Annotated in this window: 15 protein-coding genes; 3 read left to right on the top strand and 12 right to left on the bottom strand. The window is 52.3% G+C overall.

Features of this window, described 5'->3' with window-relative positions; translation table 11 throughout:
- Nucleotide 1 precedes the first annotated feature (1 nt).
- Complete coding sequence (locus tag ABDW36_RS06760; protein WP_343701117.1) at nt 2-811, top strand: purine-nucleoside phosphorylase; 810 nt, start codon at nt 2-4, stop codon at nt 809-811.
- Here ABDW36_RS06760 and ABDW36_RS06755 read toward each other — a convergent pair whose 3' ends face one another.
- From ABDW36_RS06755 to ABDW36_RS06740, 4 genes are all read right to left on the bottom strand, one after another.
- A complete protein-coding gene (locus ABDW36_RS06755; protein WP_343701116.1) occupies nt 812-1,825 on the bottom strand; it encodes a hypothetical protein in 1,014 nt (337 codons plus the stop codon).
- A gap of 120 nt (nt 1,826-1,945) precedes the next feature.
- On the bottom strand, nt 1,946-3,097 hold the full coding sequence (gene scpB / locus ABDW36_RS06750) for an SMC-Scp complex subunit ScpB (RefSeq protein ID WP_343701115.1): 1,152 nt from the start codon (nt 3,095-3,097) through the stop codon (nt 1,946-1,948).
- 118 nt (nt 3,098-3,215) lie between these two features.
- On the bottom strand, nt 3,216-4,103 hold the full coding sequence (gene atpG, locus ABDW36_RS06745) for an ATP synthase F1 subunit gamma (RefSeq protein ID WP_343701114.1): 888 nt from the start codon (nt 4,101-4,103) through the stop codon (nt 3,216-3,218).
- A 95-nt stretch (nt 4,104-4,198) separates the two neighbouring features.
- Complete coding sequence (locus ABDW36_RS06740) at nt 4,199-4,780, bottom strand: DJ-1/PfpI family protein (protein ID WP_343701113.1); 582 nt, start codon at nt 4,778-4,780, stop codon at nt 4,199-4,201.
- Between the two features lie 303 nt (nt 4,781-5,083).
- On the opposite strand from ABDW36_RS06740, the gene ABDW36_RS06735 reads away from it, so the two are divergent.
- Nucleotides 5,084-6,442 carry a DUF1080 domain-containing protein gene (locus ABDW36_RS06735; RefSeq protein WP_343701112.1) on the top strand — a complete coding sequence of 453 codons (1,359 nt, stop codon included), beginning with the start codon at nt 5,084-5,086 and terminating at the stop codon, nt 6,440-6,442.
- 134 nt (nt 6,443-6,576) lie between these two features.
- Here the strand turns inward: ABDW36_RS06735 and ABDW36_RS06730 are convergent, their stop codons facing one another.
- From ABDW36_RS06730 to ABDW36_RS06700, 7 genes are all read right to left on the bottom strand, one after another.
- The gene (locus tag ABDW36_RS06730; RefSeq protein WP_343701111.1) at nt 6,577-7,911 is read right to left on the bottom strand and encodes a Gfo/Idh/MocA family oxidoreductase; all 1,335 of its coding nucleotides are present in this window, start codon (nt 7,909-7,911) and stop codon (nt 6,577-6,579) included.
- Nucleotides 7,912-8,049: 138 nt separating this feature from the next.
- On the bottom strand, nt 8,050-9,414 hold the full coding sequence (locus ABDW36_RS06725; protein WP_343701110.1) for a nucleotide pyrophosphatase/phosphodiesterase family protein: 1,365 nt from the start codon (nt 9,412-9,414) through the stop codon (nt 8,050-8,052).
- A 45-nt stretch (nt 9,415-9,459) separates the two neighbouring features.
- Nucleotides 9,460-10,671, bottom strand: a complete 1,212-nt coding sequence (gene eboE, locus ABDW36_RS06720) for a metabolite traffic protein EboE (protein WP_343701109.1) — start codon at nt 10,669-10,671, stop codon at nt 9,460-9,462.
- Nucleotides 10,672-10,708: 37 nt separating this feature from the next.
- Nucleotides 10,709-11,860 (bottom strand): 3-dehydroquinate synthase, encoded by a 1,152-nt coding sequence (locus ABDW36_RS06715; RefSeq protein WP_343701108.1) that lies wholly within the window; start codon nt 11,858-11,860, stop codon nt 10,709-10,711.
- 102 nt (nt 11,861-11,962) lie between these two features.
- A complete protein-coding gene (gene eboC / locus ABDW36_RS06710) occupies nt 11,963-12,865 on the bottom strand; it encodes a UbiA-like protein EboC (protein WP_343701107.1) in 903 nt (300 codons plus the stop codon).
- 45 nt (nt 12,866-12,910) lie between these two features.
- A complete protein-coding gene (locus ABDW36_RS06705) occupies nt 12,911-13,897 on the bottom strand; it encodes a TatD family hydrolase (protein ID WP_343701106.1) in 987 nt (328 codons plus the stop codon).
- A gap of 60 nt (nt 13,898-13,957) precedes the next feature.
- Nucleotides 13,958-14,839, bottom strand: coding sequence for an EboA domain-containing protein (locus ABDW36_RS06700; protein WP_343701105.1), 882 nt, complete (start codon nt 14,837-14,839; stop codon nt 13,958-13,960).
- Between the two features lie 590 nt (nt 14,840-15,429).
- On the opposite strand from ABDW36_RS06700, the gene ABDW36_RS06695 reads away from it, so the two are divergent.
- The gene (locus ABDW36_RS06695; protein ID WP_343701104.1) at nt 15,430-15,837 is read left to right on the top strand and encodes a transmembrane 220 family protein; all 408 of its coding nucleotides are present in this window, start codon (nt 15,430-15,432) and stop codon (nt 15,835-15,837) included.
- A 60-nt stretch (nt 15,838-15,897) separates the two neighbouring features.
- Here the strand turns inward: ABDW36_RS06695 and ABDW36_RS06690 are convergent, their stop codons facing one another.
- On the bottom strand, nt 15,898-19,287 hold the full coding sequence (locus ABDW36_RS06690; RefSeq protein WP_343701103.1) for a ThuA domain-containing protein: 3,390 nt from the start codon (nt 19,285-19,287) through the stop codon (nt 15,898-15,900).
- Nucleotides 19,288-19,380: the final 93 nt, after the last annotated feature.

Below are 19,380 nucleotides of genomic sequence, written 5' to 3'. Positions count from 1 at the left end.
CATGACTTTACAACAGCAACTGGCAGAAACCGTTCTGCACCTGCGCCGGCAAGGGTTCGAAGGCGCAAAAGCGGGCATTGTGCTTGGCACCGGCCTTGGCGAACTGGTCCATAAAATAGATATCGTAAAAAGTATTGCCTACGGAGACATTCCCCACTTCCCTGAGTCTACCGTAGAATCTCACAAAGGGCATCTCATTTTCGGCCACATCGGTAAAACGGCCGTGATTGCCATGCAGGGCCGGTTCCATTACTATGAAGGGTACACCATGCAGCAGATCACTTTCCCCATCCGCGTCATGAAAGCCCTGGGTGTTTCAAAGCTGCTGCTGAGCAATGCGGCAGGCGGCATGAACAAGGCCCTGAAAAAGGGTGACCTGGTGCTGCTGGACGATCATATCAACCTGCAACCTGAAAACCCTTTAAGGGGTTTAAATTCCCCGGATTTCGGCCCCCGCTTCCCGGACATGAGCCGGCCTTACGATGCAGACCTCAGCGCGCGGCTGCAAGCCGCCTCCGGCAACATCCTGCACAAAGGCGTATACGCCGCCGTAATGGGCCCCAACCTTGAAACGCGGGCAGAATACCGCTTTCTGCGGATGATTGGCGCAGACGTAGTAGGCATGAGCACCGTGCCGGAAGTAATTGTTGCCAACCAGGTAGGGCTTCCCTGCGCCGCCGTTTCAGTAGTAACAGATGAGTGCGACCCTGACAACCTGCAACCTGTGTCTCTTGCAGAAATTCTTGCAGTGGCGGCCAAAGCGGATAAAGTGCTGAGCGGGATTTTTGCGGAGGTGGTGATGGGGTTGTAGCTATTTCTTCAACTCCTCCAGCTTCCTCCTGATTGCCGCGTTCTCTTTTTTCAGCTCAATCATGTAGAGAGTCAGTTCTTCTATTTTCTGCAGCAACTTTTTATCCATCTCGCCAAGGTCATTTCCCTGCGCCAGCACTTCCTTTTCAGATGGCACGTCCGGCAGGTGCTGATGGGTTTTGATAAATTGTTCCAGGTCTTCGAGGGAGCGGAGGGGGTAGTTTTCTTTCAATACAAAATCTGACCAGCCGTTCATGGTAACCTTTACTTTTCTGGCGGTGAGTGTGCCGTTCATATCGAGATTGGTGACGGGTTTTAAAGTATTATTGGTTATGCTCTCCTGTGTGACCAGCAGCCCGCCTCCCGGTGCACCCAGCGTATAAATTGGGTACTGCGTAGCAACCGGATCGTTATTCAGGTTAATGGGAGCAGTACTACCACCTGTTGTTTTATCGATTGCCGCTATGTAGATTGAGAAAATTCTTAACCTGCGGTCCGCCGGACAGGTGGAAGGTAATTTTGCATCCAGGCGGAAATAGAAGTCTTGATAGTTACCCACAATGCCATCCCGAGCCCGTACCGCATTGACTTGTTCAATGTTGTCAGGTATTTTATACCATCTAACGGTACCTGCTTCAATACTCCCCCAGTCAAAACCGGCTACAAATTCGTGTCCCGCCTTTCCCATATGGGTAAACCAGAATCTGAAAGAAGGCCCCACAGCACAGTTGTATACATCGTCTGCTTTCCGGATCACCAAATAGTATTCCCTAATAGTACCGGGCACCTGCGTAGGAAACATTTCACCAACCATATAAGTATAAAGCGTTTTAGTAACCGCCGTCCATTGCTGGGAATTGACAAACGCTGCCCCCTCCTCATTGCCGAATATTTGTACCATGCCCTGGAAGTACTCCTGCTGCTGGCTCCGGGCGCTGTGATATGCTGTAAAAAAGAGGGCGGTCAATAACAAAGCGGCCTTGGGTAACAGGCCACAGGTACGGGATAATTTCATTTTTTCGGGTTTTAGGTTTGGGTATATGGGTTTCTACAATACGCTACTAAATATAATAAAAAAATCCTTGCAAACCAGGCATGTGCCTTGTTTGCAAGGATAAGCAGTTTACTCCTGGAATCAGTTTTTTGGTTCTTCGTCCTCTTCTTCGTCAGACTCTTCATCAGTCAACCTGTCGTCAGCATCTTCTATCTCAGCGTCTGCATCGTCTTCTTTTTCTATATCATTCTCATCATACGTGTCGTCCTTAAATTCTACTGTTTCATTTTCCGGCTCGTCTTCTTCCCCTTCCTCGCCTTCATCCTCATCATCCTCTTCCTCGTCATTCCCTGCTTCTTCATCATCTTCATCGTCTTTTTCCTCCTCCTCATCCTCCTCCTCATCATCATCTTCCTCCTCATCATCATCTTCATCTTCCTCATCATCGTCTTCATCGTCATCATCTTCGTCTTCTTCCTCGTCCTCCTCATCTTCATCCTCCTCTCTCCGCGGCTCCTCTTCCACCTCATCACTCTCCATCACCACGTTCTCCACTTCTGTACTATCCGCTTCGTGCTCTTCTGTTGGCTCTTCGGGCACGGTATCATCATCCATCATAATAGTGGTAGTGGTTTCGGTCAACTCCCCGTTTTCAGATACCACCAGGAAGCCATCTTCATCTTCCGCCACGGTTTCAGCCTGTTCAACGTTGTCTATCGTTAACTGGGTGGGCGCTACAAAATCTTCCTCAAACACTTCTTTCAGCTTGGGCAGGTCTGCCGGAGAATTGAGGCCGAAATAGTCCATGAAGGCCTTGGAAGTGGAGTACAGCAACGGTTTTCCGGGCAGGTCTTCGCTGCGGCCGGAGATCACTATCAGTTCTTTTTCCAGCAGTTTGGTAATGGAATAGTCTGTGCTCACCCCACGGATGTGCTCTATTTCACCTTTGGAAATGGGCTGCTTATAGGCAATAATGGCCAGGGTTTCCAGGGCGGCTGTGGAGAGGCGTTTCAGGAACTTTTCGCCATTGAGCTGGGCCACCGTCTGGTAATAGTCTTTTTTGGTCAGGAACTGGTACCCGCCGCCGCTTTCGCGTACGCTGAAGGCATAAAATTCCGAGTTGTATTTTTCCTGGATGGCCTCTATGGCCGCGTCTACCTGTTCGGGGGTGGCGCGGTCTTCCAGGAAAGCCAGGGCATTATTGAGCAGCTCCAGTATGTCTGCCGCCGGCAGCGGGCGGTCTGCGGCAAATATCAGCGCTTCTACATGCGGTATGAGCTGGGAAATTTCCATGGTTCTTCAATTTGCCCGGTGCGCGGGCCGTAAACAAAAATGTCAAAGGCCGAAAATAAGACCTTTGACATTCTTTTAGAAATATAAATATCCTGTTGTTGATTAGTTGTGAATAAGATCAACCCATCAGCGCAGCGGCGCCGCTTACGATCTCCGTCAGCTCCGTTGTAATGGCGGCCTGGCGGGCGCGGTTGTACTCTATCTTCAGGCTGCGCAGCAGTTCCCCGGCGTTTTCCGTGGCCTTGTCCATAGCGGTCATACGGGCGCCATGCTCGGAGGCGTGGGCGTCCAGTACGGCCTTGAAAAACTGGGTATTGAGGATCTTCGGCATCAGCTCCGTGATGAGGGTGTCTTTTGCCGGCTCAAAAATAAAATCTGCCTTGGTTTGTTTGGCGCCTTCCTGCTGCTCCACCTTGGCTATGGGCAGGAACTGCTCCACTTTAAAGCGTTGGGTAGCAGCGTTTTTAAATTCGCTGTACACAATATCCACCGCATCATACTCTCCTTTTACAAAACCGTTGAGGGCCACGGCAGCGGCCTCTTTTACGTTTTCGAAGGTGAGGTGGCCGAAGAGGTTCCAGAAGTGATCATTCACCTTGTAACCGTTCTTGGAAAAATGCTCATATGCTTTTTTGCCGATGGGCAGCACTTCTACGTGGCCTTTGGCAAACTGGGCGGAATATTTTTCGCGGATGGTCTGTTTGGCCAGCTTGATCACGTTGGCATTATAAGCCCCGCACAATCCGCGGTCTGACGTGATAGCCACTATCAATACCTTTTCTACCGCACGGTTAGCCGCCAGTGCCATATTGATGTCTCCCTCGGAATTGCTGACAATGTTCTGCAGCATTTCCTGCAGCTTTTCAGCATAGGGGCGCATCTGGAGAATAGCGTCCTGGGCACGGCGCAGCTTGGCAGCACTTACCATTTTCATGGCTTTGGTGATCTGCTGGGTAGATTGGATGGATTTAATGCGGTTACGAACTTCTTTAAGCTGTCCAGACATATATTATGTATGAAATTTTGGCTGCAAAGGTAAGTAAAGGCGGTATAATTCGGAAATCCCCGCCCGATATATTTCCCTGATTCTGGTCAGGATTTTTACAAAGTAACCGTAGTGCCCAATACCTTGAGGAAAGCGGCCATCCACTGCGGATGGGCCGGCCAGGCGGGCGCAGTTACCAGGTTGCCGTCCGTAACCGCCTCATATACATTTACAGCCTCATATGTTCCTCCGGCCATGGTCACTTCCGGCTCCACGGCCGGGTAGGCGGTCAATTTTTTGCCGCGCACCACATCTGCCGCGGTAAGTATCTGAATACCATGGCATACGGCCGCTATGGGCTTATTGGCGGCCGCAAAGTGCTTTACCATGTCAATCACCTTCCTGTTGAGCCGGAGATATTCAGGAGCACGGCCGCCGGCTATCACCAGGGCGTCATATTCTGCCGGGTTCACATCTGAAAAGGAGGCGTTGAGCACAAACAGGTGCCCCCGCTTCTCGCTGTAGGTCTGATCTCCCTCAAAATCGTGAATAGCCGTTACGATCTTTTCCCCGGCGGCCTTGTCCGGGCAAACGGCATGCACATCGTGCCCTATCATCTGCAGCATCTGGAAAGGCACCATCGTTTCATAGTCTTCAGCGTAGTCCCCGGTCAGGAACACTATCTTTTTCTTTGCCATATGTATGATTTTTTTAAGGTCAACTTATCTGTATAAAGATATTTCTGCCCGGGCATACCACCAAAACGAGATTTTCGCTTATCTTGGGAACCGGAAATCATGTGGAATATCTTTTTTGCAATCGTTTGCAAATATTGGCAGGAATTTTCTATCTTGGCTTCGCGGAGGCCAATTTTCTAGAGTATTGGGCCTTGGCGGCGCGCCACCACGGGCAGCGTGCGCGGATGGTCAACTAAACAAGAGAGCAGCAGTGCAAAAAGCCCGTATTGCATACAGCGGCTTTTCTGATACAAACAAAATTCCATGAAAAAGTATTTCCTTCTTGGCTGTGGATTGCTTCTGATGACAGCCACGCAGGCACAGAACGGCAAATGGCAGAACCTGTTCAACGGTAAAGATCTCAAAGGCTGGAAACAACTGAACGGTAAAGCCACCTATGAAGTAAAGAACGGCGAGATCATAGGCACAACGGTAATTGCAGAGCCTAATTCTTTCCTGGCAACAGAAAAAAATTACGGCGATTTTATTTTTGAGGTGGAGTACAAGCTGGACCAGGACTTCAATTCCGGCATCCAGTTCCGCAGCCAGAGCAAACCGGAGTTTAACAACGGCCGGGTGTATGGCTACCAGATGGAGGTAGATCCTTCAGCCCGCCGCTGGAGCGGTGGCATTTACGAAGAGGCGCGCCGTGGCTGGCTGTACCCGCTGGACCTGAACCCGGCGGCACAGAACGCCTACAAGGCCAATAACTGGAACAAATACCGCATTGAGTGCCGCGGCCCGGAAATCCGTACATTTATCAACGGAGTACCGGCAGCGCACCTGATAGACCCGGAGCTGCCCTCAGGCTTCATAGCCCTGCAGGTGCACGGCATCGGCAAAAAACAGGAGGATGTAGGCAAAAAGATCCGCTGGCGCAACATCCGGATCATAGAGAATCCGGCGGCTTCCCAGTATTCCCCGTATGACAGCATTTACGTGGTGAATAACATCCCCAACAACCTGTCTCCGCAGGAAAAACGCAACGGCGTACGCCTGCTGTGGGACGGCGCTACCACCAAAGGCTGGCGCGGGGCTTACAAACCGGCTTTCCCTTCCAAAGGCTGGGAAATTAAAGGCGGTACGCTCAACGTAGCTCCCTCAGACGGCGGCGAGTCTACCAACGGCGGGGATATTGTGACGGAAGAAGAATTCAGCGCTTTTGACCTGGAATTTGATTTTAAACTCACGGAAGGCGCCAACAGCGGTGTGAAATATTTTGTAACGGAAAAAGAAGGCAACAGCGGCTCCGCCATTGGCCTGGAGTTCCAGGTGCTGGACGATGACAAGCACCCTGATGCCAAGCTGGGCGCAGCAGGTAACCGCAAGGTAGGTTCCCTGTACGACCTGATACCGGCCTATAAATTCAACAATTCCCACAAAAAAATTGGTGAATGGAACCACGGCCGGGTGGTAGTTTACCCGGACAACCGGGTGGAGCACTGGCTGAACGGGCACCTGGTAGTGAGCTACAAGCGTGGAGACAACATTTACAAGGCCCTGGTGGCCCGTAGTAAATATGCCAAGTTCGATAATTTTGGCCTGGCGCAAAAAGGACGTATTTTGTTGCAAGACCATGGCAATGCCGTGAGCTTCCGCAGCATCAAAATAAAAACACTCTGATAAAGATTTTGAGATAGTCAGCGACTATTTCATTGTTCACTGTTTTTCAACCGACATCCCGATTCTTCGGGATGTCCTTTTTTTGGGGGTGTTGCAAAAGAAAGGCGGAACAAACGTTCCGCCTTTCTCCGGTATTATACTTTCGGCCGCCACCCTTCCGCATAACTGCGGCCCCAGAGTTCGGCCGCTTCCTCATTCTGCAGGATGTGACCGTTTTTACTGTCTGTATGCAGTATGTCTCCTGTGCGTTGCGATATGTTGCCCAACTGGCAAAGCAGTACGCTCTTGTGCCCCTCAGCAACCGCTGAATTAAGCTTTGCCTTGCCGCGGATACTCTCCAGCCAGTTGTTGATATGTACAGCATCCAGGAACTCGCCGGCAGGGCTTACCACATTGGTAGACTCCCGGTTCTCTGCTGTATTCTGCTTCACCTCCTTCACTACCTTTCCCTTATTGTCCAGCACGCGGTAGCTGTCCCCACCATCACAGTACAGCGCGCCTTTGTCTCCGAAAATAGCAAAGCCGCGCCCGGTACCTTCCAGCTTGTAAGGGTTGCAGCTGCGGCCTTCCCAGGTAATAGCGCGGTTACCTTCAAATTCAAAGGTGATGGATTGTGTGTCCGGCGTTTCCCAATCGTCTCCGGAGTAAGCAAAGCGGCCGCCTGAAGAAGTGACCTTAACGGGATAATCCACGCCCATGAACCAGCGCATGCAATCTATTTCATGTGTACCATTGTTACAGGCTTCGCCTGTGCCCCATACCCACCGCCAGTGCCAGTCATAATGCACAATATTGTCCAGGTAATCTGTACGTGGCGCAGGGCCCTGCCAAAGATTCCAGTCCAGGGTGGCAGGCACCGCTATTTTTTTGCCTGTGCCAATAGGCTTGCGGTCATTCGCATACCAGCCGCGGGCGTAGTATACACGGCCAATGATCCCTTCCTCGCGCACTTCTTTTGCTGCTTGCTGCATATTAGGCCAGGAGCGGCGCTGGTTGCCCATTTGCACCAGCCGGTTATATTTGCGGGAGGCCTCTATCAGCCACTCCCCCTCCTGCGGGTTGTGGCTCAGGGGTTTTTCCACGTATACCTGTTTGCCGGCAGCGCAGGCCATGATGGCGGCGGGAGCGTGCCAGTGGTCAGGAGCGGCTATCATAATGCCGTCCATATCCTTTCGGGCCAGCAGCTTGCGGATGTCTTTGATCACTTCCGGTTTGCGGGACTGGGCGCTAACGGCCTTGAGGCCCTTTTGCACAGCGCCGTCTTCCACATCACAGATAAAACCGATTTCCGCGCCCGGCAGTTTGGAGGTTACCTGCGCCAGCCAGTTACCGCGGGAGTTGACGCCCATCACACCTACTATTATTTTATTACTGGGGGCGTTCTTCCCGAATACGGGAAAGTTGAGGATAGTAAGCCCTGCCCCTACGCCGGCCATGGTACCGGTTTTGAGAAAGTCTCTTCGTTTCATGCTGATATCTTTTTTACGTGGAATTATGCCGGTCAATAGTAACCGTTATAATAAAGATATAAAACAGCTTGATTAGTTTTTACGCAAATAATGATGGGTGGAAGTGTGAAATCAACACATATGACTTCATAAGGCGTGTTACAGCCCCAGGTGCTGCAGGATAATATCATGCACATCTGTAGCCACCACCTTTTCTTTCACGGGCTGGGTGGTGATGAGCACGGGGTGATGCCGGCTGTCTTCCGCCATTCTGCCGTGAGAGCCTTTGATGAGCGTGGCATCCAGCGGAATAACATCCATCAGGTAACGAAAGCCCAGTTTCTTTTTCAGCACTTTCCCGATCACTTTCAGCTTTACGAAAGGATCTGCCGGGTTGAGGAACATTTCAACAGGGTCATAGCCGGGCTTGCGGTGAATATCTACAATGCGGGCAAAATCAGGCGCCTTGGCATCATCCAGCCAGTAATAATACGTAAACCAGCTGTCTGCATCGGCTACCAGCACCAGGTCTCCGCTGCGCTCATGCGCCAGGTGATGTTTGCGTTTACCTTCACGGTCCAGTACCAGCTCTACGCCGGGCAGCTGTTCTACCAGCTCCCTGACTTTTCTGAAGCAGGAGCCATCGTTCACATACACATGCGCCACCTGGTGATCTGCCACCGCAAAAGCCCGCGAAGCGCCAGCATCCAGCAGCTCCAGCCCCCGCTCTTCCCGCACGGCGATCAGGCCATGCTCCCGCAGCAGGCGGTTGAGGTGAACAGGTTTGCTGACGTTGGTGATGCCGTATTCAGACAGAATAATGATCTCGCAGCCCTGCTTTTCATAATGTTCCACCAACTGCCTGCATAGCTCGTCAATGGCCCGCAGCTCAGGCGCAATCTTCGTATCATCGTGCCCGTATTTTTGCAGGCAATAGTCCAGGTGGGGAAGATAGATAAGCGTGAGGGAAGGGTTATACCATTTATCAGTTAAGATGGATGCGTCTGCGATCCATTTGGAAGAAACAATGTTGGCGCCGGGGCCCCAGAACTGAAAAAGCGGAAACTGGCCCAGTTCCTTTTGCAGCGCGTCTCGCAGAGACGCCGGATGGGCGTAACAGTCCGGCATTTTTCGGCCGTCAGACAAATATTGCGGGCGCGGGGTTACGGAAAAATCTGCGCTGGAGTACATGTTGTACCACCAGAACATTTTTGAGCAGGTAAAGCCGGGATGCAGGCGCCTGGCGCGCTCCCACACTTTCTCCGCCTGTACCAGGTGGTTGGACTGTTTCCAGAATTTGATCTCTGCGTCTGTTCTGTCGTACCAGCCGTTGCCCACAATGCCGTGCTCGCCGGGCCACTGCCCGGTGAGGTAGGTAGATTGCACAGTGGTGGTCACCGCCGGCAGCATGGGCGCTATCGTGGATTGATGGTGCTTCTTTGCATATGCTGCCAGAAATGGCGTATGTTCTCCAACCAGTGTTGCAGAAAGGCCTACAACGTCTAATACCACAGTTTTTCTCATAGATATCGTTCTCCGTTTCTAATCCGTTTCAAAGCTACCGCGCTCTCAGGATAATTCCAACTGTTGCAGTACCCATTTCATCTCACGGGCCAGGGAGCCGCCCATTTCCTGCTTGAGGCCTGCGGGCAGCACCTCCCAGGTATATGTTTCCACCTCCAGGTGTTGTGTGAAGGGTTTGGCCGTTTGCCGCGCCAGCACGCGGCTGATATCATCTCTCGTAGAGCTGAGCACACCAAAGTCTTTGACGAACACGGGCACATGAAAATGTGCGCGCCATTCTTCCACATCAGGGTTTTCAGCGTCTGCCAGGGCCTCCGGCAAATCAGGATAATGAATTTTTGTATCGTTGTTCCTGCGGGCTATCACCTGGTGCAGGTAGGTAGACTCATTAAAGTCTTTAAAAGCGGCCACTATCTGCTGCCGGCCGCCATCTTTCGGCAGCATGGCTTTGAGGGCAGCGCTGATCTGCACCTTGCCTACTTTCAGCCCGAAGTAATGCAGGCGCTCCAGCACTACCAGCGGGTCTTCATAAGACACGGCAAAGTGGCACACGTCATAACACAGCTGTACATGCTGCTTGATGGCGGCAATGGCTTCCTCTTCTCCCATGCCGAATTTATCTCCGAACATGAGCACGCCTGCAGGCAGCAGGTGTTGAAAATACCAGTCTATGTACTCTTTGGAATTTTCGAGCATGCCGTCCGGCTCCGGCTCCACATCCAGGTGCAGCAAGGGGCCGCCGTTGCGGTGTATGGCAATGAGCTGCTCTACCACCAGCAGCATGTTAAGCGTGGCGCTTTCCATAATAGCCTTGTGCTCTTCCCCGCAGCGGTGCCATAGTTTGTAAGACAGGGGCGAAGTAGAGATACCGCCTTCCATGCCTGCGGGCAGTAATGCGGCCAGTATACGGAAGAGGCGGATGGTATAGGCTACGCGCTCGGCAGTAGCCCAATCCGGCATATGCACCTGGTCTTTCACCCGTTCTCCATGAAAGCCGCCGTAGGGGAAGCCGTTCATGGTAAACACATAACAGCCGTTTGCCTGGAGCCATTCCTTCAGCTCCTGCTGCGCCGGTTCTTTGGCCAGTTCAAGACTGGCCAGGTTGCTAAGCCGCAGGCCAATGCCAAAAGGGGCATCGGGCGATACCTGCGCTTTCACGGCAGGGATGTACTGCTTCAATTGAGAAAAATGCTCTCCCCAGTTTTCCCCCGCGTGAATGTTGGTACAATACGTAAGGTGCCCGAATGGAGTGTTCATGACGTATATAGTTGTTCAAATAAACAGATCAGGTATATCACCATTTTTCGCGCAGCATGTTCACGGCCTTGCACAGCAGCTCAAGGTCCATGGTATGCACTTCCTCTCCTTTGCCGATGGCGCGCAGCAGGGAAATGGTAAGCCTTCCGCCCAGATGTTCGCGGAACTCTTCCAGGCCGGCCACAATGGCGGACTCGCCGTCTTCAATTTCCAGCAGCGGGTGGTACAGGGGCAGCCGCAGCGTTTTGAGGAGGTGAATGATGCGGTGCAGCGATTTTTCGTCCAGCATGCCCAACAGCCATGAGTACACGCTGTCAAGCGCAATGCCGATAGACACGGCTTCACCGTGCCGCAGCTCAAAATCCGTCAGCTGTTCCAGCTTGTGCGCGCTCCAGTGGCCAAAGTCAAGCGGGCGTGAAGAGCCGCTCTCGAACGGGTCTCCGGCGCCGCCGATGTGCGCCATATGCAGCTCCGCACAACGGTAAATAAGGTATTGCATGCTTTGCGCATCCGCTTCTGCAAGCAGGTGCGCGTAGGTTTCCATCCACTCAAAAAAAGCCGCGTCTTTGATGAGCGCTACTTTCACTGCTTCTATCATGCCGGAGCGCCAGTCCCGCTCATCGAGCGTGGTCAGGAACTGCGCGTCATTAAACACGGCCGCGGGCGGTGCAAAGGTGCCCAGGAAGTTCTTTTTGCCATGGTAGTTGATGCCGTTCTTCACGCCCACGCCGGAGTCGTTTTGCGATAATACCGTAGTGGGTATACGAACGTGTTTCACGCCACGGTGGCTTACTGCGGCCACATACCCTACCAGGTCAAGCACGGAGCCGCCGCCGATGCCTACTATAAAAGAATGCCGGTCTATGGCATGCTGGTCTACTTCGTTCACCAGCCAGTAAAACAGCTGCAGGTCGTTTTTGGCCGCTTCTCCGCCGGGTATCACAATAATGTCTTCCACCAGCTCAAAATTGTCCAGCGCGCTGCAATAGGCCGTTATCTGGCTTTGCAGCTGCTCGTGGTGTTTGGTAACGCCGTCATCTACAATGAACAAAAGTTTCCTTCTTGTTCCTTCATCCGCAAGCGAACCCAGGAAGCCGGCAAAACAGGTATTGGTGGGATCGAATATTTTTTCTGTGAAGAAAACCTTGTATTCAAACTGAACTTTGAAAGATTGCTGAATGTATGACATAGCTGAATCGCCCTACGCAGGTCCGTTGAAATTTTAAAAACGTTTAAATGTACAAAAAAGGGGGATAATACGGCCATTTTTCTCCCCTGCCGGCAAAAGGGATCAGGTAACGGCAAAAGCGCGTGACAGCAGGAAAGACAGGGGCAGAAAAGCCAGTACGATCAGGGGATAGGGGAATATGGCAAAGGCTGCCACCCAGGCCGCGTTCATGGCTATAAGGCCTATAATGCCGCCTTTTACGGCCTTGCCTATATTAGGCCCAACGGGCTCGCGGATGGCCCTCAGCAGGGGGCGCATAATGAGCCAGGCGAATACCAGCATGTAAGGCACCACTTCCGGCAGCTTATGCTGCTTGACCGCCTCCGCCAGTATGATGGCGCACACGGCGCCGTAGCCAATAGCAGCCCAGTAGAGGGTGCGTTTTTTGCCGCCGTGCACTTCGTCACGACTGATCATGGTAATAGCGGCAATGTAGAGAATGGGCACAAATGCCAGCCATCCGTGAACGGCAAGCGCTTCCGGTAAAATGCTCATGCCCATGAGCAGGTTCAGCCCACGGCAAAGCCCCATGTTCAGCGGGCCTAACAGGGCGTTGTGTTTACCCCATTTGTTATATACCAGGGCAGAAATGGCCACGCCCGTAGCCAGGCCACCCGGCCATTCCCCTACGGAGAAAGCTGCCAGTATGCCCAGCAGCAATAAGTATATGCCCAGCACGGTAGCCTGCGTACGGGATACCACCCCGCTGGGAATGGGCCTTTCCGGCCGCTCTATGCGGTCAAGCTCCGCATCAAATACATCGTTAAATACAACGCCGCCGCCATACAGCCCTATGGCCGCAATGGCCAGGCAAATCACCTGCAACACGCCCTGCAGGTCTTGCAGGCCATGCGTCAGAAAACCGGCTATGGCAATGCCGGCCATGATATCTGTGATAGCGGTCAGGATGTTGGCGGGCCTCATTAAACGGAGGTAGCCGCCCAGTTTATGCAAGATATAGTTCACGTTTTCAGTTAGGTTTTCCGGGTACAAAGGATCTGTGGTTTGGCGCTACCTGATAATGGTGGACTGTTTGTTGGGCCTTGGCTGCTGCCCGCCGCGCAAAATGGTGCTGCCGTTATATTTCAGGCTCTGATCAATTTCCTGCACGCGTTCAAAATCAGCTTCGTTGATCTGCCCGCTTTGTGCAAAGGCCGTGATGGCGTTGCGGTAGGTAACCAGCTCCACGTCTGCCCGGCTGATGCCTCTTTCCAGCATGAGGGCGGCGGTTTTCGGCACTGCCAGCGGGTCACTGATGCCCCAGTCTGCCGCGGAGTTGACCATAATGCGCTCCGTACCGTACTGCTTCACTATTTCCACCATGCGTTCATTACCCATTTTGGTGAAGGGATAAATGGTGAAAGCTGCCCAGAAGCCACGGTCCAGCACTTCTTTCACCGTTTCTTCATTGTTGTGGTCTACGATCACCATGTAGGGGTCCAGGCCCATTTCCACGGCAATGTCCATGCTGCGCTGGGTGCCTTGTTTTTTATCCCGGTGGGGCGTATGTATCTGCACGGGCAAACCTGCGTCCTTAGCTAGTTGCAGCTGGGCGCGGTAATATTTTTCTTCCAGCGCCGTCTGGTCGTCAAAACCAATTTCGCCGATGCCTACCACGCCTTCCTTGTAAATGAAGAGCGGGAGTATTTCCATCACCTGTTCACTCAGCTTTTCATTATTGGCTTCTTTGGAATTGAGGCCGATGGTGCAATAATGTTTGATGCCGAACTGGGAGGAGCGGAAGCGTTCCCAGCCCACCAGGCTGCTGTAATAATCCCTGAAGGTATCCACGCCCGTTCTGGGCTGGCCCAGCCAGAAGGCGGGCTCTATAATGGCTGCCACGCCGGCATCCGCCATGGCCTGGTAGTCATCTGTTGTACGGGAGGTCATATGAATATGCGGGTCAAAAAAGCGCATTCCTTTAATGGCGTCCAGGTAAGCCGGGTTCATCGCTTCGGGCGCCAGGTCTTTTTCCGTCAACTGAGCACTGCAACACATATAAATTATAAATTACAATTGTCATTAAATTAATCATAAAACCGCTACCGGAGAATAGCATTAATTGGCCATATTCACGCGGTGGGCCACTGTTTCCCAGGTAAGCTGGCCGGCCTCTATTTCCGCTTTCAGTTCCGGCCTTTTTTCCAGCAGCTCACGGGCCGGGCCATAGCCGGAAGCATGGCAGGCCAGCGCGGCGGCTTCTCTTTCCACGTTATACTCCGAGAGCCAGAGCCGTTCAATGTCCTCAAAACCCGTTTCTTCCAGGAAAGGGCCTACCAGGCGCCACAGCATGGGGTGCACAGGCCGGCTGGCGGCGCGGCGCTCATGGCTGTAATCCAGCAGGATGCGGGCCAGCTCAGGGTTGGCGCGCCTGTCCAGCCCTACAATGAGGTGTACCGGTTTTTCCGTAAAGAACGCCTTGAGCACCAGCTGGTTCCAGGCCGGCTGGTCCAGGTTGGACGCCGGGTAGGGATTATGGAGCATAATGGCTTCCAGCACGTTGCCGATGTTGGAGCGGATGCCTTCCGCGGTGCGCAGCCGCCAGGCTTCAGGGAACGCCAGCAGCGGCAGTGCGCCGTACAGGGCTACCAGTTCGTTCATTTCTGCGGCATGAAACAGGTTTTCAATTATTTCGATATACTTTTTTTTGTCATTTACAGGTAGTTGCAGCAGCCACCAGATGCGGAACAGGCGGTCTGCGGTATAACCTTCCAGGTGAACCGGCAGGGCGGCTTGTTCCGCCAGAGTGGCGGCTACCGGCTCCCGGCCCAGGAAACGCGGGGCTGCGGCAAAGGCCATGTTGAAAACGGATAAAGCTTGTTGCTGCTGCCATTCGGTGAGGCGGTCCTCCAGCCATTGTGCTCCCCTTTCCGTAGTGTGGCGGGAAATGATCTGGCGTAACAGTGCTGCTGTTGTTTGCTCGTCGTATACGTATCCCATGTAGCTAATGTACTATTTTTTTCGCCCTGCCTCAAGCCCGGCCGGCCTTTACCGTATGCCGCATAGCCCGCAGGGAAGCTGTTTCCGTAAAATAAAAGAGAGGCAACTAGTGCCTCTCCTTCCGCCATTCTAAAACCTGATTAGTAACCAGGATATTCTTCAAGGGCTATGCCCTATAATTTTAAGCAGTTTTGCAATGCAATATAATGATTAAAAACCGTTCAACGCTCACCCCAACGTGTCAAAATATTAACATTCTCTTTGGAAAAACGATTTTGCAAGAAAAGAAAAAATTGACCGGTTGCCCGTTTATTGCGTGTGGATCAGCAATTCAGGCTGAACAAAGTGGAATTTATAAAGGCAAATATTTTTCTGGATAACCGGTCAAAGTGTGGATGTTTCTTATAAATGCAAAAGGTTTAGTTTCGAGTTCCGTTTGATCTGTTTGTAAATTATAACATTAATTTAACAACCGCAAACATCTGGCTCATTTTTTCTAAAATATTTTTTACAAAGACCGAAATGGCTTTGTATGATGGAATTTACGTAAGTTTAAACAATTTAGCTATTTCATTTTCATTCAATTTATCATGAAAATCTTCAATGTTGTTTTTTGTGTGCTGTTTGTGCTGTTTGCCGCACTGCAATGGAATGACCCTGACCCGTACATCTGGGTGCCCATTTACCTCTACGGGGCCATTTTTTGCGCCCTGGCCGTCACCGGGCGGTATTACAAAGGCTGGTACCTGTTTGGCATAGTGGCCTGCCTGGTATATGCGGTAACCTTGTTTTTTGCAAAAGACGGCGTGCTGAGCTGGATGACGGAGCACCATGCCGAAAACATTGCCGGCAGCATGAAGGCGGAAAAGCCCTGGATAGAAGATACCCGCGAGTTCTTCGGCTTGTTCATCATCATTCTTGTACTATTGATCAATTATGTAAATGCCGGGCAGAAAACGGCTAAAAAGATGCGAAAGAAAATGATGAAAATCAAATGATAATAAAGAAAAAGGCCCGGCGCAATTGCACCGGGCCTTTCTCTTTGCCTGCAGGAAATACTACCTGGAAAGCAGCTTGATCACGTCTATACCTACCGGCGCTTTCTCCGCAGCATCTGCCTTGAATACGAGGTACAGCGCCCGCCGCTTGTTGTCTGTACGGGCGGGGAAGCTGATCACCGCAGTGTTGGGGGCTTCTTTTTTGGCGCCTGCGCCAATGTTCACCTCACCCAGCTTTTCACCGTCAGGCTTGTCAAGGTGTGCTGACACAATGTAGCCGTACTGCGGCTGCTCCTGTACGAAATAGGTCAGCTCAATGCCGTCCACCGTGGCAAAGTCCATGTCTTTATACCTTACTACAGCATTGGCCGTAGGTATCAGCAGCTTCATACCGCTGATCTCCACCACGGCAGCGCCGTCTGCAGTTTTATAGTTCTCTGCCTGGAACCGCGGGTTTCTCAGTTCCACGTCTGCCAAACCGGTGATGGGGCGTATGCCCGCACCGCCCTTGTCTGTATAGCTGGCCATCAGGTAAAGGACGCCGCCGTCTTTCAGCTCGCCGCCCATGGTGGGAGATACACTGCCGGATGCCGGCAGTGAAGGCTCCTGCCGGGCCTTGCCGGCCAGGGAGAAAATGTACTCAACAATTTGTTTGGCTTCACCCGTGCTGATAGAGGGGTGGGCAGACATTACCGTTTCTCCCCAAACGCCACCACCGCCTTTAATGATCTTCTCAGCCAGGTAGTCCGGAGATTTGGGATCGTCTTTGTACTTGCCTGCAATGTCCATAAAGCTGGGGCCGATGGATTTTTCATCGGGTTTATGACAGGTGCGGCAGTCTGATGATTCTATAATGTTCTTGCCCGCAATAGCACCGGAAACAATCTGGTGGCCCTGCGGCATGGCCGCTTTGTCTTTCCCTTCTATGTACATGCCCTTGATGTAGAGATTGGCCGGGTCAGGCACAGTGTCTTCCTTATCTTTCACAGTAACGCTGTACTGCACCTGTTTGCCGGGGAAGTAGAACATGCTGTTGCCGGTGAGGTTGATCTGCACTTCCGGCGTTTCGTTGCCGGCATAGAGGTTGATCATCTTGCTGCGCACAGTAGCGCCATGGCTGTCTGTTACATCAACGAACACAGGGTATTCACCGGCCACGGTGTAGGTCTGTTCTACAAAAGGCTCTTTCGTTTCTTTTTTGGTGCCGTTGCCGAAGTTCCATACAAACGTGATGGCATCTCCATCAGGGTCTGTGGCGCCTTCTGCTTCCAGCTTCACTTTAAAGGGCAGGCCGCCGGTGAGCTTGTCTACCTTCAAACCTGTTTTGGGCGCACGGTTACCACCGTTATAATCTATGCGTACCAGCGCGGCGTCAGGGTTTTTGCTGAACCAGCCCTTGCCGTATTCGAGGATGTACATGCGCCCGTCGGGCCCCATTTCCATATCTATCGGCGCGTTGAACTTGGTAGAAGGCATGAACTTTTCCATTTTCTGGTAGTTGCCGTCTTTGTCCATAGTAACGGCTATCACCCAGCCGCGTATCCAGTCATAAATAAACAGCTTGCCATTGTAGTAGTCAGGGAAGCGCGTGGCGGCGGGGTACAGGTCACTGTAATATACGGGGCCGGCTTCTGCGTTGCGGCCGCCGCTGCCCACCAGCGGGAACTCTTCAGACTTGGCGTAAGGGTACCAGATGAAGGCTTTCTGCGCGGGCGGCAGCTCCGTTAAACCGGTGTTATTGCGGGAATTGTTGATGGGCTTCTCAGGATTGTGATAAGGGCCTGATTCTCCGGTTTCATAATTGAAAGCGCGGTAAGGCTTGTTGTCTGCAATAAACAGCGGGTAGCCGTAATAACCGGCTTTTTTGGCCTGGTTCACTTCATCATAACCGCGCGGGCCGCGGGTAGAATCGTCGTTAGCCGCATCTGGGCCTACTTCTCCCCAATAGAGGTAATTCGTTTTCGGGTCTACGGAAATACGGTAAGGGTTGCGGGTACCCATGGCATAAATTTCCGGTTTTGTTTTATCAGACGCTTTAAAGAGGTTGCCTTCGGGTATTTCGTAAGAGCCGTCTGCCTTCACGCGGATGCGGAGTATTTTCCCGCGCAGGTCGTTGGTGTTGGAAGACGTTCTGCGGCCATCATACTGCAGGTGGCCGGGGCGGTCGTCTACCGGGCCGTACCCTTTGCTTACATACGGCTGGCCGGGCTCGTCAAAAGGCGTGGTGTTGTCTCCGGTGGAGAGGTACAACAGCCCGTCACTGCCGAAAGCAATGGAACCGCCGGTGTGGCAGCAGATCTGGCGTTGTGAGTAAAATTGCAGGATCACTTTTTCACTTTCCGGCACCACCTTGTTGTCTTTGAACTCAAAGCGGCTCAGGCGGTTCACGGAAGTATCTGAGGGGGAATAGAAAACGTAGATGAAATTGTTTTTGGCAAAGTCAGGATCTGCCGCCAGGCCCATCAGGCCTTCCTCCGCGTTCACTTTGGGTACGTCCGTTTTGTGGTACACGTTCAGGAAGCCTACCTGCGTGAGCGCCTTGGTGGTGTTGTTATAAAGCAGTATTTCGCCGCGGCGCTGCGCCACCAGTACGTCAAGGTTGGGCAGTATGGTCATTTCCGTCGGCTCAAAAAACTCGCCGCTGGCCAGCACCTGTTTGGTGAAGCGGTCTTCATCAGGCACCCGTTGTGAGGTGGCTTTTGCGTAGTCCAGCACCAGGTTTTTACCAATAGCGTACTGGATGCCGCCCAGCACATGTTTCAGGAAATTGGCCTCTGTGTAGGATTCTGTTGTATGGCCCAGTTCGGTATAAAAAGCGCGGCCGCCATCATACTCGTGATACCAGCTGATGGGATGATCGTCTCCCATCGTGCCGCCTTTATAGGTCTTCTCATCCACCTTGATGAGCACTTTGGTTTCTTTATTGAAGTTCTTGAAGTTGTACCACTCGTCTGTATGTTCCCAGGTATCCGGCAGGTCTTTGGTAGAGCCATGGCTTTTATCGGTTACCACCAGTTTTGCTTTGGCCGTGCCTTCCGGGTGGCCGTTGAAGTAGGCGCCTGCCAGCTTGCCGTACCAGGGCCAGTCATACTCCGTATCTGTTGCGGCATGTATGCCTACAAAACCGCCGCCGGCCTGTATATAGCGCTCAAAGTCCGCTTCCTGGCGGTTATCCAGCACATCACCGGTGGTGTTGAGGAAGATCACGGCGGAATATTGTTGCAGGGAGTCTTCCGTAAAACGGGCCGCATTTTCCGTAGTGTCTACATCAAAACCGTTTTCCTGGCCAAGCTGCTGAATAGCTTTGATGCCTGCGGGTATAGAAGCATGGCGGAAACCGGCGGTTTTGGTGAATACCAGCACTTTGGGTTTACCGGGGCGGGATTTGCTGCATGCTGCTATGCCTAAACCGAAGGCTGCAAGCAACAGAACGAGAGATAGTTGTTTCATGAAAGAATGCTTGATTGTATTGTAATGTAAACGTGGCGGTTGTTAAAGCGAGTAGAGACGCATATGGATGCGTCTCTACGGTAATATGGTATG

Origin of the sequence: Chitinophaga sp., from assembly GCF_039596455.1 — a bacterium.
Taxonomy (GTDB): Bacteria; Bacteroidota; Bacteroidia; order Chitinophagales; family Chitinophagaceae; genus Chitinophaga.
Note: the sequence above shows the minus strand (reverse complement) of the source record. Positions and strands in the feature narration are given on the sequence as shown.

What these genes read in the sequence shown, in the direction of transcription:
- ABDW36_RS06715 (WP_343701108.1), bottom strand. Translation starts at nt 11,860, where the DNA reads ATGTCATACATTCAGCAATCTTTCAAAGTTCAGTTTGAATACAAGGTT.
- eboE (WP_343701109.1), bottom strand. Translation starts at nt 10,671, where the DNA reads ATGAACACTCCATTCGGGCACCTTACGTATTGTACCAACATTCACGCG.
- ABDW36_RS06725 (WP_343701110.1), bottom strand. Translation starts at nt 9,414, where the DNA reads ATGAGAAAAACTGTGGTATTAGACGTTGTAGGCCTTTCTGCAACACTG.
- ABDW36_RS06760 (WP_343701117.1), top strand. Translation starts at nt 2, where the DNA reads ATGACTTTACAACAGCAACTGGCAGAAACCGTTCTGCACCTGCGCCGG.
- ABDW36_RS06735 (WP_343701112.1), top strand. Translation starts at nt 5,084, where the DNA reads ATGAAAAAGTATTTCCTTCTTGGCTGTGGATTGCTTCTGATGACAGCC.
- ABDW36_RS06700 (WP_343701105.1), bottom strand. Translation starts at nt 14,839, where the DNA reads ATGGGATACGTATACGACGAGCAAACAACAGCAGCACTGTTACGCCAG.
- atpG (WP_343701114.1), bottom strand. Translation starts at nt 4,103, where the DNA reads ATGTCTGGACAGCTTAAAGAAGTTCGTAACCGCATTAAATCCATCCAA.
- ABDW36_RS06690 (WP_343701103.1), bottom strand. Translation starts at nt 19,287, where the DNA reads ATGAAACAACTATCTCTCGTTCTGTTGCTTGCAGCCTTCGGTTTAGGC.
- ABDW36_RS06730 (WP_343701111.1), bottom strand. Translation starts at nt 7,911, where the DNA reads ATGAAACGAAGAGACTTTCTCAAAACCGGTACCATGGCCGGCGTAGGG.
- ABDW36_RS06705 (WP_343701106.1), bottom strand. Translation starts at nt 13,897, where the DNA reads ATGTGTTGCAGTGCTCAGTTGACGGAAAAAGACCTGGCGCCCGAAGCG.
- ABDW36_RS06755 (WP_343701116.1), bottom strand. Translation starts at nt 1,825, where the DNA reads ATGAAATTATCCCGTACCTGTGGCCTGTTACCCAAGGCCGCTTTGTTA.
- scpB (WP_343701115.1), bottom strand. Translation starts at nt 3,097, where the DNA reads ATGGAAATTTCCCAGCTCATACCGCATGTAGAAGCGCTGATATTTGCC.
- ABDW36_RS06740 (WP_343701113.1), bottom strand. Translation starts at nt 4,780, where the DNA reads ATGGCAAAGAAAAAGATAGTGTTCCTGACCGGGGACTACGCTGAAGAC.
- ABDW36_RS06695 (WP_343701104.1), top strand. Translation starts at nt 15,430, where the DNA reads ATGAAAATCTTCAATGTTGTTTTTTGTGTGCTGTTTGTGCTGTTTGCC.